The organism is Actinomyces sp. oral taxon 849 str. F0330, from assembly GCF_000239715.1.
GTDB classification, from domain to species: domain Bacteria; phylum Actinomycetota; class Actinomycetes; order Actinomycetales; family Actinomycetaceae; genus Actinomyces; species Actinomyces johnsonii.
Map to the genome: position 1 here is coordinate 339,689 of NZ_JH470350.1, position 14,625 is coordinate 354,313.

At 58.8% G+C, this 14,625-nt stretch carries 14 protein-coding genes; 12 read left to right on the forward strand and 2 right to left on the reverse strand.

Annotated features, from left to right (window positions below):
- Positions 1-211: 211 nt before the first annotated feature.
- Complete coding sequence (locus tag HMPREF0975_RS05335) at positions 212-544, reverse strand: hypothetical protein (protein WP_009233119.1); 333 nt, start codon at positions 542-544, stop codon at positions 212-214.
- 213 nt (positions 545-757) lie between these two features.
- The gene (locus HMPREF0975_RS05340; protein WP_009233120.1) at positions 758-1,057 is read right to left on the reverse strand and encodes a hypothetical protein; all 300 of its coding nucleotides are present in this window, start codon (positions 1,055-1,057) and stop codon (positions 758-760) included.
- Between the two features lie 600 nt (positions 1,058-1,657).
- Between HMPREF0975_RS05340 and HMPREF0975_RS05345 the strand changes: the two genes are divergently transcribed.
- From HMPREF0975_RS05345 to HMPREF0975_RS05385, 12 genes are all read left to right on the forward strand, one after another.
- The gene (locus tag HMPREF0975_RS05345; protein ID WP_009233121.1) at positions 1,658-2,641 is read left to right on the forward strand and encodes a hypothetical protein; all 984 of its coding nucleotides are present in this window, start codon (positions 1,658-1,660) and stop codon (positions 2,639-2,641) included.
- A 161-nt stretch (positions 2,642-2,802) separates the two neighbouring features.
- Positions 2,803-3,567 carry a LuxR C-terminal-related transcriptional regulator gene (locus tag HMPREF0975_RS05350; protein WP_009233122.1) on the forward strand — a complete coding sequence of 255 codons (765 nt, stop codon included), beginning with the start codon at positions 2,803-2,805 and terminating at the stop codon, positions 3,565-3,567.
- Positions 3,568-3,599: 32 nt separating this feature from the next.
- On the forward strand, positions 3,600-5,969 hold the full coding sequence (locus tag HMPREF0975_RS05355; protein WP_232212466.1) for a sensor histidine kinase: 2,370 nt from the start codon (positions 3,600-3,602) through the stop codon (positions 5,967-5,969).
- 503 nt (positions 5,970-6,472) lie between these two features.
- Entirely contained in the window at positions 6,473-7,615 is a 1,143-nt protein-coding gene (locus HMPREF0975_RS05360; protein ID WP_009233124.1) for a tetratricopeptide repeat protein, read from the forward strand.
- A 165-nt stretch (positions 7,616-7,780) separates the two neighbouring features.
- On the forward strand, positions 7,781-10,018 hold the full coding sequence (locus HMPREF0975_RS05365) for an FtsK/SpoIIIE domain-containing protein (RefSeq protein WP_232212467.1): 2,238 nt from the start codon (positions 7,781-7,783) through the stop codon (positions 10,016-10,018).
- On the forward strand, positions 10,015-10,272 hold the full coding sequence (locus tag HMPREF0975_RS05370; protein WP_009233126.1) for a hypothetical protein: 258 nt from the start codon (positions 10,015-10,017) through the stop codon (positions 10,270-10,272). Before HMPREF0975_RS05365 ends, HMPREF0975_RS05370 begins: the two co-directional genes overlap by 4 nt.
- A 56-nt stretch (positions 10,273-10,328) precedes the next feature.
- On the forward strand, positions 10,329-10,607 hold the full coding sequence (locus tag HMPREF0975_RS05375; RefSeq protein WP_009233127.1) for a hypothetical protein: 279 nt from the start codon (positions 10,329-10,331) through the stop codon (positions 10,605-10,607).
- 288 nt (positions 10,608-10,895) lie between these two features.
- Positions 10,896-11,657 (forward strand): hypothetical protein, encoded by a 762-nt coding sequence (locus HMPREF0975_RS15500; protein WP_009233128.1) that lies wholly within the window; start codon positions 10,896-10,898, stop codon positions 11,655-11,657.
- Entirely contained in the window at positions 11,642-12,121 is a 480-nt protein-coding gene (locus HMPREF0975_RS15505) for a hypothetical protein (RefSeq protein ID WP_156808187.1), read from the forward strand. Before HMPREF0975_RS15500 ends, HMPREF0975_RS15505 begins: the two co-directional genes overlap by 16 nt.
- 85 nt (positions 12,122-12,206) lie before the next feature.
- Positions 12,207-13,118 (forward strand): hypothetical protein, encoded by a 912-nt coding sequence (locus tag HMPREF0975_RS14720; protein ID WP_009233129.1) that lies wholly within the window; start codon positions 12,207-12,209, stop codon positions 13,116-13,118.
- A 163-nt stretch (positions 13,119-13,281) separates the two neighbouring features.
- Positions 13,282-13,827 (forward strand): hypothetical protein, encoded by a 546-nt coding sequence (locus HMPREF0975_RS05380; protein WP_009233130.1) that lies wholly within the window; start codon positions 13,282-13,284, stop codon positions 13,825-13,827.
- 102 nt (positions 13,828-13,929) lie between these two features.
- Entirely contained in the window at positions 13,930-14,556 is a 627-nt protein-coding gene (locus HMPREF0975_RS05385; protein ID WP_009233131.1) for a nucleotidyl transferase AbiEii/AbiGii toxin family protein, read from the forward strand.
- Positions 14,557-14,625: the final 69 nt, after the last annotated feature.

A 14,625-nucleotide genomic window follows, 5' to 3' on the forward strand; every position in this document is an offset into this window, starting at 1 on the left:
GGGAGGAGCCGTTTCAGCCGCCGGCTCACCACCGTTGCCGTCACCATTCGCGCTCGCCCGGCTCTGCTCCAGAAGACGTGCCATCACGGTCATCACCGCCGTCGGTGCCGCAAGTTCTGCCAGTGGGGGTAGAGGCCACTGCTTCCCGCACTGCCTGCTTGTTGTCCTGCAGCACCTGAGCCATGGCTGCCTGCATGGCCCGGCCGGCTTCTTAGCGCTGTTGGCTCAGCTCACTGCCCAAAGCCAGGGCGGCTGCCCAGGATGAGCTGGCCGGTGCGCCTGCTCCAGCTGCCTTGGCCGCCTGGTGTGCGGAGTGCCAGCTGGCTGCGACCTCACCGGCGATCTGGCCGGCCTGGTAGCTGCTCGGCAATGCGGCGGACAGCGAGAGCGGCGGCTCGCCCACGGGCACCGGCTGGCTCGTTCCGCCAGGCGGCGCCTCCCGCCACTGGGCCAGGCCGTCGCGCATCCCGTGGGCAAACGCCCAGCCGACTGCGCCTACCACCGCCAGACCGATAAGGGCCAGAATCCCGATTATTACCGTCATGATGAAACCTCCGAAGATGAGAAGAGATGAGAGAAAGGAGAGAAAGAACGTGAGGAGAAGGAACGAAGGCGCGAGGCAGAGTGCTCACCATCGGGCCGACAAAGCCGCAGGACAGGTCTCACAGAGTCCCCGCTGAGCCGCAGTAGCTACTGCTTGCGCCACTCCGTCTGGCAGCCTTGGCACTGCCTGCCATGCAGGCTCAGGACAGCAGCCCTACAGCTGCCCGATCCGCTGCCCGGCACCCAGCGCGTATCCCGTGATGATCGCTTCGTAGAACTGAGCACCGCCGGGGGCGATGCGGGTCTGAGCCTCGGCCTGGGTGACCAGGGTGGCGATGTTGGTCAGTACCTGGGAGGTCAGGAAGGCCCGGGCCTGCTCGGCCTGGGCCGCTACTTCTGCTTGGGCGGCGACCTGCTCGATCTCCCGCCTGGTCACCCGGGCCTGACCATTGCCCAGCACCACCCCCATCCGGGTGCGCTGAGGCGAGAAGAGACTGAGATTGGTAGAAGCCATGAGAGGTCCTTTCGAGAAGAGAGGAAGAAGAGAGAAAGACGACCAGCCGGGCTGGTCATCTCGCGTTGACGGCCCGTGCTGCCACCCTGGGGAGAGCGGGCCGTACCACCTGCCACGAGCCGCGCCAGGCCGGCGTTTTCTGCCGGTCTGGCCCTGGGCTCGTGGCGTTGGCTAGAACGGTAGGCAGGCAGCGCCGCAGTGCCGTCAAAGTTGGAAGAAAGTTGGAAAAGAGGGCTCGCTCAGGCGTCCACCACTGGCACACACCAGCAGCACTGCCCATCCCCCACTGCAGTCGGCAGCACAACCACGGCTGCAAGGAGCCAGTTGGCCAAGCCAGGTACAGACGGCTCGTCTCTGGTCTTCGGCTCCTCCGCTCTATCTCCTGGTTTGTTCTGACCGCTCGGTCTAGGCTGGCTTGCGGCCCGTCCCCTCCGCCGACGCCCGAGTCGCCACGCACGGCTGGCCCGTCACTGGAGGCACCTCACCAGTACCGGCACTGCCGCCTCGGTCGCCTCGTCGCTGCCCCGCCCCAACGACGTCATCTCCGCTCATCCCGCTCCTGACTCACGCCCTGCCCCTACTCCCCCAGGAGGCTTGCTCATGTCCCGCGCTCATCTCGATGCCGATGATGCGGCGTCCTTGCTGCGTGAGCTGGCGTGGCTGCGCAAGCGCGGTGGCTTTACGGCTTCTCGGCTGGTGCAGGCCCCGATCGTCGATGAGGTGCTCCGGGGCAGCTTGGAGGACTCCTTTGAGCGGCTACGCCATCGCTTTGTCTCAGCTATCCATAGCCTGAGTGAGCAGGACGAGCCGCTTGTGGGTGTGCTGCTGGCGGCCTTTACCCTCAGCCCTGAGACAGCCGGGAGTGGCAGCCTGCTGGAGCGGCGGCGGGCGATGGCGAGCCGCTTGGGGTGCAGCATGGAGACGATTGCTTCGCGGGAGGAGGCCGGATTGCGTCTGCTGCACAGCCGCCTGGTGGCCGGGCGCTACGCCCAGGCACCGCTGGTGCTGGATGTGCCGGAGATGCACGGTGGGATTGTCTATGAGGAGACCACCACGCTCATCGTGGTGGAGCACCGTCAGTGGCGCGGCACGGTGGAGCACTACCGGCTGGCCAACATGGCTGGCGAGCTGGACTTCGTCACCATCTCCCGCTCCTACCCCGCCCATGTCACGGCGCAGCCGGGTGGGGAGTTCAGCGTCAACAGCCGTCCCGTCGAAGGGGCTGGCTGGAATGACCACTTCTGGCACATCGACCCGGCCAGCGGCAGGCGCACGCCGATGCACGACGCCACGCGCTACGACCTCGCCTTCCGGGCCGAGCCCCTGCCGGGCGAGGAGCCGACCACGCCGATCTCCTTGGCCAGCCGGGCCTTCCACGCCCGCTCCCTGCTGGCCACCATCCAGGTGCGCTTCATTGGGGAGGTGCCGTCCAGCATCTGGCAGTTCACTGGGGCTAGCCCCTTCGCCCGCCCCCAAGCCGCCAACCAGTACAACCGCACCAGCCTGGACGCCCAGCAACGCGCCACCCTCACCCAGCGCGACGTGCATGGTGGGCTGTTTGGTGGGTTTGGGTGGGAGTGGTGAGGGGTGATGTGCCCAAAAGGGGGCCTCGCCGTTGGAGGGTTGTGCTAACTGCCGATTGGTCAACTCTGGTAATCGTCAATGGTGATGCGCGCTACCAGGTTGCTAGCGTCAACACCGCCTGATCCACGCTCCTTTCCCCGACGGTTCGTGAGGACGCAGAGATGACACAACCACCTGCCAACGGTGGCGGCTCGGTTGCCGGAGTCGCCCCGCATCATCCCATTTCCATCGCCCAGCAGACACCCGCCTGCGAGGTGCCACGGGTCGGCACCGTTGCCCTGATCGACGATCACGATGTCATCGCCCTGGGTGTGACAACCATGCTGGCGATGACCGCCAGCCTTCACTTTCGGGGCGGGTATCCCAGTGTTGCGCAGCTGCTGGAGGAGACAGCCGCGACGAAGGATCGCTTGCCCGATGTGGTACTGCTCGACCTGCGCCTACCGGACAACTCCGACCCCTCACACAACGCCCGCACCCTGCGCACGCGAGGCGCAGCGGTGATCGCTTACACCAGCGGCGATGACCCCTACCTGATCCGACGTGCCTGTGAGGGCGGTGTTCTGGGTGTCGTCCGCAAGTCCGAGACACCGGATGTCCTGATCAGCACAATTTGGGCGGCGCTGCGTGGTGAGCTAACGCCATCACTGGACTGGGCAAGTGCTCTGGATGCAGACAGCGCATTCGTCACTTCTGCGCTCACGCCCAGCGAGCAGGAGGTGCTCTCGCTCTACGCCACCGGTGCGGAGGCGAGCTTCGTCGCCCGTCAGCTCAGCCTGTCGATCCACACCGTCAACACCTACGTCTCGCGCATCCGCCGCAAGTTCATGGACGCTGGCGTCCCCGCTGGTAGCCGCGTCGATTTGCTGGTACGGGCCCAAGCCGAGGGGCTCGTGCCCACGCTGGATCTCCAGCACGCGTTCTGAGCACTATGGGCCTCTCAACGAGCCTCAGCCCTGTGCAGACCAACTCGGTCGTCACCGCATCGAAGCAGAAGTGCACCGGCCTGGTCAGCCGGATCCTGCTCGATGGCACCAACCAAGACGCTTACCAGATCATTCTGATCGTGGGTGCCAGCCTATTCGGAATGCTCTTCGAGCTCATTCATCAAAAGCCATCACTCTTTCAGCAAGTTGTCGAAGCACCGGCCTGGTACCGCTGGGGAGTTGGCTTTCCTTTCTTGTGCGCACCACTTATCCCGCTCGCGCTGTGCCCAGTATACTTATTCGCATTTCCGCAGCGTTTTCCATCACGGAGTGCTGCAGCCGCATCAGGCGCCCGCTTAGGCGCCAGAATCTACTTATTGATTCATGTGTGGACATGGTTCACTACCATCATCTTGCACTGTATTGACCCATCACAGCCGTATCTCGCGTCCGGCATACACGCCCTCCCTGCATTCGCACTTGTCATACCAGCAGCATTTCTGTCGGCTGTGTCTAACTGGACGACAGCCACATCGGGGCTAGGTCTACTATTCGTTCTCGAACTGTCCGTGCGGACCACCATAGGGAATGAAAGCACGCTAGCAGTAACGACAAGGTCAATATATAGCGCCGTATTTGCTGGCGCTTACAGTTTGCCCATCAGTTGGCTCATCGAGTGCGCACGCCAACTTGATGCCGAAGAACGACGAAACCGCCAGGATGAGTACCACATAACTCGCCTCGGAGCCCAGCTGACAGGGACTCGTCGCGCGCGCAACCTTGTGCACGACCACGTCCTGGCCGCACTAGTGTCATCCTTTCCCGAAAGAGGCACGCCCGCGAAGCGACTCCGATCGACCGCCACGGAGGCGCTAAACCTTTTGTCGCGACCGGATTCAGACAGCCGTATCCATGATGCCACCGAACTTGCCGACCATCTACGCTCATGGTGCCAACAACAGCCACACCATCACATAAAATACACTGTTCAGTTACATACACCCACCGCTGAGGCCAGCGATAACAGCGATTTCACTCTATCCGAGTATGAATACAGCGAAATCCTTGCCGCCGCGCTTGAAGCGCTGCGAAACGTCGCCAACCACGCCGCTAGTCCCGACCTACGTAGACATGCTCAATGCCTGATATCTATCAGCCAAACCACCGACACATTCTCAGTTTCCATCACTGACAACGGCGTAGGGTTCGACATACAACAGATCAACCCACTTCGTCTTGGCCTGCAAGGTTCTATCTCCGCGCGCATGCAAAGCCTTTTAGGAGGGCAGGCAAATATATCATCGACGGTAGGTGTCGGCACTTCCGTCACACTCAAATTAAAGCGAACGATTCCCGACACTCACATACACCACCCACTCCCCCTCACAGGCGAAGGCCTATCCGCCACCGTCCACAGTCCCTGGGGGCGCGTTGGAATCGCAATTATTACACTGTCGTGCTGGATGCATGTCGCCTGGGCTGCCGACTCTCCGGCCCACCTATACTCATCTATACTATGCGCGACTGCCATCACCATTGCATTCGCGTCACTGGCGTGGCCTCCAACAGGCCGCATGCGCACATTTCAACAGCATGCCGCATTACTATGTACAGCTCTTGGCATTATCCCTTACTTCGTGTGGCACTCATTCACCCCATCTCTCGAATTATCTTCTTGGCCTCAGGGCTATTTCGGTATCTTGACAGTCTTCTTCCTGCATCAACGCCGACTGAAACTAGCGCTAACCAGCTACGTCATAGTCGACATAACTCACATCATCCCAATTCTAGTCCTCGATATCCCCATCGCACCTTTCGTGCGTTCCATAGCATTTCAAAGCATCAACGTCCTAACCGCAGCGACCGTAATCGCTCTGGTGCGCTCAATCGAGCCACGCATCACCGCGATGCAGCGCCAAGCCCACCAGGCACAGGTGCTCCGCACCGCCCGGCAAGCCCGCCTCGAGGCCGAAACCACCCTACTGACCGACGTCAGCCGACGTTCGCGCCCAGTGCTTGAGCAACTGCGTTCACTCACCGATACCCCAAGCGACACCTTGGTGCAAATGGCCCGGCGGGTCGAAGCCGAGCTGCGCGATCTCATCCGCGTGCCGCGCCTGGCGAGCCAGCCTGCTCTCGTCGCCGCCGTTCGGCAGGCGCGCGATCGAGGCGTCGACGTCGTCCAGCTCGACGACTCGCAGCAGGACACAGACCTCACCATCACACCACCACCGCTCCCCACCACTCTGGTCGACACCGCCACCCGCATGCTGCACCGTGCGAAGAACGGCGAGTCAGTCGTCCTTCGCCTCTGCCCTCAGCACTCGCCGTACGCCGCCACCATCCAGCGACGCGGCGCGGCGGGGGCGATCGCGCTAGAGCGGATTCGGCGCGCGAGTTGACGTTGGCATCAGCGATTGACACACCCAGACAGTCCTCAAGCCCCAGCAGAGGCGTTTAGCACCATTCAGCCACGACTCAGACGCTGTAGGCGTTCTCGAGCTCTCAGCAGCCAGCAAACACGCACGTAGCGCCCGCATACATGCATGACTCGCGCCGTTGCGAGCAGATCGATAAAGACTACGAATCAAAATTACGAGACCGCACTGCACCAGACCTTCCCACCATTTGTCTAACAACTTGCAGTTGGCAGGACACCCAGCCTGGGACTTCCACACAGGACGCACCAGCTCACGTTCATGTATCCCACAAACCGCGTTAATCCCGCGCCGCAAACCACTGTCTCAGTACTCAGACTGGTCGATTACGCCACGGTGTCACTAATCTCGGTTTCGCCAAGCGAATGCGAGCCAGGACAGCGCCGGTGCCTGTGCGCGACGATGCGTCTACCACTCGCCTTGCTTTCCTCTCCGAATCCCGAATCGTTGAGTTAGGAACTCCTGAGATGGCATATGAGCAGACTGTCGCCGTGGTCGATTACTACCAGGAACTGAACCTGGACAAGGACGACGCCACCCCTGATATTCAGGTGCAGTTGAATAAAATCCGCATGCAGTGGCGGCAACGCGCGTCGCTGAACGGCAGCCGTGGCGAAGAGGCAAGGGCAAAGCTCAAGATGATTGAGAACGCCTCGAACGTGTTCTCAAACGAAGACTCGCGTGATGCATACGACCGCTCTCTGCGCGCACTCCCCGAAGTGGCTGAGCAGGATATCGACTGGATTGGCCGCGCTTGGACGTACTACTTCGCTGACGACCCAGGGGCAGCCAGTGTTGCCGCACGCAAGGCACGGAGCGATCATGGCGATGACCCAAACGCTTATGTAATCTCCGCCTGGATCGAGCTCGCTGAGGACAACTACAACGCAGCTAAAGACTATGCAGCCGAGGCATATGTTCTTGATGAACTGGGTGAAGACACCGTAGATGTCTACCACGTGCGTGGCGTCACATTCTACTTTACAAATAAGTACGAAAAGGGAATCGAGTGCTACCAACGCGCGCTGGCCAAGGCGCCACGAGAAATGGTTCCCGACATTGCATTCCGCATGGCTGCCTGCTACATCAAGATGGAGCAATACACGCGAGCTATAGACATCTGCATTGAAGGTCTCAAAGCGGACGCAGAGATGAGCCCTGACACATGTGATGCCATCAATCACTATTGCTGCGTCGCCCTTGAGGAACACTGCTTCGACGCGGATGAGCTCGAGAAGTCGAAGAACTGGTTCCGCAACATGCGAGACAAGTTCACTAATCTTGACGTACCAAACCACCTCACGAAACGCATCATCAGGTTCATCGATCTCTACATCACGCGCATTGAGCTACTGCAGGTTCCACCCGCCGACCCGAACCGGGTCCCTGATTTTCCGTTCATAGCAATCGGGATTGCAGTTGTCGGCTTGATCGCATTTTTCTCATACCCTCATGTTATAACTCTGCTTTTATTCGCAGTGCCGAGCACCTGGGTCGGATTCTTTTTTGTCCGCTATGCCGAGTTCAAGCGCATGGATGAGGCGTACGATCGCTCGGTCGTTGAGCACAAGAAAGTGAAGGCTGAGCTACGAGCCATCCTGGAGAAGTGATTCCAGGACCATAGCCTCCTAACCGCGATTGGATCGACAATGCAAAGTCAGGTAGCCGACACGATTTCTCTCGGCAATGACATCCTGGGCTTCATCGGGCGGAGCAGCATATGGGTCGAGGATTCCTTGGTGAATCGTGACTCGGTGCGGTTTACCCAGTTCCTGATGGCCAAAGCGCTGGAGGAGACAGCACCAGGGCAGCTGGAGGTGCTGGTCTTCGATGATGCACTCAAGGGTATGGCGGCGCCGTTCCAGGAGGTCAACAGCGGTGGGGAGAAGATCCTGCGCCACATCAACGACACGCAGGAGCTCACCGAGACCATCCACCACCTGCACGAGCACATCCAAGCCGTCCTCAACGTCATCCAGGGCCGCACGGAGAGCCTGCTGGACTTCCGTCAGCAGCTCTCACCCAAGGTGGAGGGCTTCAAGCTGGTCATCCTGTCCACCGACTATGAGCTGCTCAGTGATGAGATCAAGGACAAGCTGACCGTCTTGTTCAAGGCCGGCCCCGCCGCTGGCGTCACCTTCCTCATCCACTCCATGACGTTGGGGGTCAACGACCTTGTTCTTGGCCTGAGCCAGCAGTGCCAGATCGACGGAAGCACGGTTCTAGACGAACGCAGTGGCGTACGGGGCCGCTTCGACCCGCTGAGCGCTGACGAGCTGATTGCGGTCAGTCGCCGGGTGGCGTCCGCTGTCGCGTCGGCGCAGGTGGAGCCAGTGGCCTTCAGCGAGGTGCAGCCGCTCGATGCCCCGTGGTCGCAGTCCAGTCGGGACGGCATCAGCTTCGCAGTGGGCACCTATGGGATGTCCACTATCGAGGTCACCCTCGGCGACGAGCTCAACCAGCGCCACAACGCCCTGATCACCGGAGCGGTCGGGCAGGGCAAGTCCAACCTCATCTCGGTGGTGGTGCACTCCCTGTGCCAGCGCTACTCCCCCAGCGAGGTCGAGTTCTACATGCTCGACTTCAAGGAGGGCGTCACTCTCCAGGCCTTTGCCCCAGACCCGAGCACTGGCTCATTCCTGCCGCACGCCCGCGTGCTGGGGCTGGACGCCGATCGGGAGTACGGCGTCAACGTTCTTCGGCATCTCTTCGCCATCTACCGCCAGCGCATGGCCACCTTTAAAGCCGCCGGGGTGCAGAACATCCGTCAGTACCGCCTGGCTGATTCTGAGGCCGTCATGCCCCGCATTGTGGTGGTCATCGACGAGTTCCAGATGCTCTTCGGCGAGGACGACGACACCGCCGAGAGCGCGGTCGACTTGCTGGTTAAGGGTGCCCGGTTGTTCCGTGCCTGCGGTATCCACTTCATCCTGGCCTCCCAGACGATCAGCAGCGGCTACCTCTTGGGTGGCACCGCAGGCGAAGGGCTCTTCGGCCAGGTGCCGGTGCGCATCGCTCTGAAGAACTCCTTGGCGGAATCCCACGCCACGCTGGGGTTCAAGAATGATGCTGCCAGCCACCTGCGCTCCAGAGAGGCCATCGTCAACCTCGACTACGGCGAGCTGTCCTCCAACCGCAAGACCACCATCGCCTACGCCGACGACACCATCCTGGCCGAGCTGCGCACCGCCTGGTGGCAGCAGGCCCGAGACACCGTTGCCCCACCAGAGGTCTTCGAGGGTGAACGCCGCCTCAGCCTGCACGACGACGCACGCATCTTGCCATCACTCCACGCCGGCCAGGCGATGCTCGGCAGACGCATCAGCGTCGGCACTGCCCCGCTCACGGTCGACTTCACGACCGACGTCGGCCGCAACCTTGCCCTGCTCGGCACCGGCCCGGGCCACGCCGTCCTGCTCAACGTCGCACTGTCTCTGCTGCACAGTACGCCCGCTGCCGAGCTCATCATCCTTGACCTTATCGGCGACTGGCACTCGCCAGCTCGCGACGCTGTGCGCGCCGCCTTCGAGCAGCAGCTCACCAAGATCGGCGGCGCTCACCGCGTTGTCGACAAGCACCAGGCCGACGCCCTCATCGACGAGCTAGCCGAGCAGGTCGCTGACCGCGCTGACGACGCCAGTGCCCCACCGATCTACGTCATCGGGTTTGGCCTGGAGCGCTGGCGTGCCAGCTCCGATGAACGAGAGGAAGCCGTCCAGGAGCTGTTTAAGGCCGCGCCCGTCAGCCATATCCACTTCCTGCTCTGGTGGAAGAAGCAGACATCGTTCGAGAACTGCGTTGGCTACAACGGCAGCACCTACTTCGATATCAAAGCGGCCATGCAGCTCGATGCCTCGTCGGCCGTGGACTTCTTCGACGACGCCCTGCTGCGCTGGCGCGGTGCCGACAATCGCATGCTCGTCTGGGACGCAGCCGAGATGAGCAGGCCGCAGCTCGTCATCCCCTACGCCCAGCTCCCACACCCATCACTCCAGAACGAAGGTGCACCGTGACCTCACTTGCCCAAGTCAAAGCCGCCATCAACGCCGTCATCAGCCAGATCAACGAGCAGAACGGTCTCATCAACGACTTCAAATCCACCAACAGCGACAACATGACCCTCGTCACCAGCACCCTCGAAGGTGGCCAAGCCGGCCATGAGCAGACCATGCTCGCCGCCCTTCGCCGCGCCGACGACAGCCTCAGCAAAGCCCAGCAGGCTCTGCGCCAGGCCGAGCAGTCCGCCAAGAAAGTCACCAACATCTAGCGACCCCGCGCACCACAGGAATTTAAACCACCCAACTTCCACGAAAGAACAGGCCCATGGCACCAGACAACGCCGGCGACGACCTCAACGCTGTCATCACCGCCGCCCGCCAGATCGGCTCCAGCGCCGCACAGCTCAGCCAACGCACCAGTGCCGCCTCCACCGCCCTCGGCAAGAAAGGTCAGAAACTCGCCGCCGTCTCCCACCCATCCAAGAGCGGTGCCGCAGCCGCCAGATCCGTCGCCACCGCCCAACGCAGCCTCCAAGACAGCAGCGCCGCACTTGCAGAGCTCGGCAGAGCTGTTGAAGAGTTTATACAGGCAGCACGACAGTAAACGGGTACACGAAATGGCGACATACAAGCCGATTACCGACGAAATAGTAGTACTCATAATTAGCAAGCTCAGCCACACAATAGAACTACTAGGTAATGTAACCAAAAAATGCGAAAAAATAGTTTCCGAAACCGACACCATATTCACCGCTTCGGACTCCAAACACGGAAGTCAACTAAAAAGTGAAGCACATCGCATGGTCAGCGCATTGAACGACTGTCGAACTAAAATAGATTCCGCCTCAGAGGCAGCAAGAGAACTCGCCCCCAATTCACACCTATAGCAACCATGGCCGACAACTTAAACGACATCCTAAGAAAACTGAAGGATCAAGCGTCGAACCTAAAGAAATATAAAGAGAAATCAGGTGGCATGAAGGGAGTAATCGGCGCGATAGAGAAAGCTCAACGCCGCTTATATGAATATCAGACTCCCGAGACATGTGATGTGGTTAGTCAATTGGATGCGGCGAAAAAGGATGTGAATAACGCCATCGACGCCGCCGGCAACTACATTGACATAGTGGCCGAAATCCTGGGAGAGAACACCATCTCCGAGGAAGTTCTCGCATTTCTCCGCGTCGAAAATCGACTAACCGACTTAAACATGGCAGAGGTCTCACTCTTTGAGGTTGGCGAATATAGTGCACTTAAGAGCCGCCCGGGACGTGACGGCATGGAAATGGATCACATTCCGTCGAAAGCGGCACTGTGTGAAGCAATATATCGTTATATAGAAGAAAGCATCAAACGAGAACTCAACAAAAAGGAGAAGGAAGCGGTACTTCAAGTTGTCGGGAAACTGGGAGGAGCGATAGCAGTCCCAAAGGAAATGCACGACAAGCTAAGTCGCACAATAGGCGGCCGCAATACCAAGACTCGTATACATCGAGATAGTCTCGACATCATTCGTGCGATCAAAGCTGATGTAGACGCATATACCCCTGAACTTCGAAGAAGAGGCTATAGTGACAATGACATAGAAATGAGATATAATGACCTAGTCAAGCGATATAAGTATGTTATGGAGCAAATATGTCGACAGAAGTAGCAGGTAAAATTAATCAGTATATCGAACTAGTTGGACGAAACGACAAAATCGTCGAGAGGGACGTTCAACATATCATTAATATCTCAGGTGACACCCCTGTCATTGATGAAATCGATAAAGATTTTATTGGCTTTGACTCTGCAGAATCCTACTGGTCATTGTATGACTCTGGAACAGAGTTTCACTGGAAAGATGGAGTACTTAAAGCAGTCACCTTATACACTCAACAAGATTCAGAATACAAACCGTATGCCACTCCACTGTTTGCGGACTTTTCCAACACTGCAACGCGAGAAGAAATTGTTCGCTATCTTGGAACTCCTAACAATGAAGCAAAGCAGAACTCCACATGGGTGCGCTCAGCTTGGATCCAATATGACGAAAAAGGTGGTAATTGGGTGCACTTCGAATTTGATGGTGATATGCATTTGAAGATGGTGACAATCTGTGTGCCTGTAGGCTAGTCGACTCAACGGTGTTTTCCACCAAAATAATCACATAGACGCTCAAAACGCTCGTTAGCAACTCCGACAGTGGTATCGTTCACTCATGACATACACAGCCACCGTCGTTCAAGTGCTCCTCTCCAGCCCGAGCGACCTCCCGCCAACGCACAGGGATCTGATTCATAGCACGATACGCTCGTGGAACACAAACTATAGCCGACGCTTCGGCGTGCTATTTTCACCGACCGATTGGCAAGAAGGAGTTAGCCCGAGTTACGGGCAAGAACCACAGGCCTTTATTAACGAGCAATTGGTTGCTTCGTCCGACATGGGCTTGGTAGTGTTCACTAGTCGGCTCGGCACGCCGACGAAAACTCATCAGTCTGGGACAGTTGAAGAAATCGATCTACTGCACAGCCAGGGCAAGCGAGTCGCAATCTTAAGAAATACGACACCAAGCGCTCCACCCACAACAACGGACGCGATCCAGCAGCTGGCTGCATTAGATAAGTATCTCAATTCAATCCAAGATAAGGCACTCTACAGTATCTACTCATCGAATGATCAGTTAATGCGGATTATCAACAACACGTTGAACAACGTTGCACGTGATTATGACCCGCCCAGTGAGCTAGTCGCCTCTCCCGCACATAATTCTAAGACTGATCCATCATTCGGCGTTTGGCCTTCAGTTGAGATCGAACGCTACACCGAAACTGATAGTAAGGGACGACTTAAGAACAAACGGCGACTGTATCTAACCCTCACAAACCAAACCGGGCAGCCAGTGACCAATGTGTCTTATCGATACGAAGACGGCGACGATGAGTCGGGCAGGCCGTTCGATCTTAGATTTGATGCCAACAATGTCATCAGCACGATGGCACCAGATGCTGTCCAACGGTACCCCATTTTGCAAGTCCACGGATCGACAAACAAGGCAAATTGTATAGTAGCCTGGACTGACGTGGATGGAACTAGGCATGAAACGAAGGCCAGCGTGAGGATTAATTGACGGTCAGGAAGATCATCAAATATTCAGAGGTCTAGTTGCAGTCTAACAGCGGCGTGGACACAAGGAAACGTTCAGCATTATAGTGTCGGCTATTTTACATCCTCCCACCCGTTATGTTATCCTCAGAACATAAAGCATTTAACGGGTAAAGGAGGTGCTCACCATGCCGTCTGCCTATTCTCAAGCTGAATACCTTGCGTCTCTTCCGCGGCAGGTTGAGATTCCTCCAACCACTCCAGAGCACTACATCACTGGCCTCTATGCCTTGAACCTGGCTGCACCAGAAGGTACTAGTGGAGACTGGCACGACGTCTTCCACTGGCAGGACGGTACTGAGCAGCCACGCCAGGTCACCCTGGCCGGCATGGGAGACATCGAGACTACATCGATCTATGGTGGTCTTGGCATCTACGAGGGCAGAGACCGCTTAGTAGCCCAAGGCCTGGACATCCCTGCCAGTATGCAGCGGGTCTACATCGCCAACCACTCACGCGCCATCTTGGACTTGCTCTACCGCTCCCTCCATCGTTGGGGACGCGTCCTCAACCTAACCGGTGCCACCACCGACTGGCTCGACACCAAAGAGCAAGGCGAGCAGCTCCTCAAGCAGGCCACCATGCTTGAGGCCTCCTTCCATCCAGCCGCCCAGGACGAGCTACGCCGCTGGATCGCTGATGAAGCACGCACGCTGAGGGCGGTGTATGGGTGATGAACCACCAATACCACCACGCCAGCACACGCCAGAAGCCCACCCACCAGGGCGTTCGAGCACCATCCATTCACGCCAGAGCAGGCACGCCACGTCGCCCTGATGCGAGCCATCGCCCAGGAGCTGACCAGCCGCACCGGTGACGCCTTCGTCCTCAAGGGCGGCACCGCCTTGCTCTTGGCCTATGACCTACCACGCTTCTCCATCGACCTGAACTTCGATGGTCGTAGTCCCTCCATCGACCTGACTGATTCCATCCAAGCCGGTGCCGCGGCCGCCCAACTGCCCGTCCACAGCCTGCGCGACGCCAAGCACACGCCCACCGTGCACCGTCACATGCTGCACCACCGCGACGACGTTATGCGCTCGCTCAAGATAGAGGTCTCCTACCGCCAGGCCCAGCAGATCGACGAAGACGACGTCACTACCATCAACGGCATCCGCACCTACCGCCTGGAGAAGTTGGCCTCACTCAAGATCGACGCCCTGGTCAACCGCACCAAGGCCCACGACATCTTCGACACCAGCTTCCTACTCCACCGCTACCCCGAGGCCATCAGCGACGACGACCTGACCCGCATCGACCAACTCATCGACCTCATCGGCCTCAACGACCTGGAAGCCATCATGCAGGACGACGACATCCTCAACCGCTTCGACCTCACCCACATCGCCGTCAACCTCGTCGAGAACGTGCTGAGGATGAGACGGGAGCAAGGAGGGGGATAGGGCAACTAAGGTGTCATGGCTCAGAACATACCAACCGAAAAATTATCCATGGCTGATGAACTGACTTTC

Bases quoted from the DNA above. Each gene is read 5' to 3' on its own strand.
- HMPREF0975_RS05365 (WP_232212467.1), top strand. From the start codon at position 7,781: ATGGCCAAAGCGCTGGAGGAGACAGCACCAGGGCAGCTGGAGGTGCTG.
- HMPREF0975_RS05380 (WP_009233130.1), top strand. From the start codon at position 13,282: ATGCCGTCTGCCTATTCTCAAGCTGAATACCTTGCGTCTCTTCCGCGG.
- HMPREF0975_RS05375 (WP_009233127.1), top strand. From the start codon at position 10,329: ATGGCACCAGACAACGCCGGCGACGACCTCAACGCTGTCATCACCGCC.
- HMPREF0975_RS05345 (WP_009233121.1), top strand. From the start codon at position 1,658: ATGTCCCGCGCTCATCTCGATGCCGATGATGCGGCGTCCTTGCTGCGT.
- HMPREF0975_RS15505 (WP_156808187.1), top strand. From the start codon at position 11,642: ATGTCGACAGAAGTAGCAGGTAAAATTAATCAGTATATCGAACTAGTT.
- HMPREF0975_RS05360 (WP_009233124.1), top strand. From the start codon at position 6,473: ATGGCATATGAGCAGACTGTCGCCGTGGTCGATTACTACCAGGAACTG.
- HMPREF0975_RS05350 (WP_009233122.1), top strand. From the start codon at position 2,803: ATGACACAACCACCTGCCAACGGTGGCGGCTCGGTTGCCGGAGTCGCC.
- HMPREF0975_RS05385 (WP_009233131.1), top strand. From the start codon at position 13,930: ATGCGAGCCATCGCCCAGGAGCTGACCAGCCGCACCGGTGACGCCTTC.
- HMPREF0975_RS14720 (WP_009233129.1), top strand. From the start codon at position 12,207: ATGACATACACAGCCACCGTCGTTCAAGTGCTCCTCTCCAGCCCGAGC.
- HMPREF0975_RS05335 (WP_009233119.1), bottom strand. From the start codon at position 544: ATGACGGTAATAATCGGGATTCTGGCCCTTATCGGTCTGGCGGTGGTA.
- HMPREF0975_RS15500 (WP_009233128.1), top strand. From the start codon at position 10,896: ATGGCCGACAACTTAAACGACATCCTAAGAAAACTGAAGGATCAAGCG.
- HMPREF0975_RS05340 (WP_009233120.1), bottom strand. From the start codon at position 1,057: ATGGCTTCTACCAATCTCAGTCTCTTCTCGCCTCAGCGCACCCGGATG.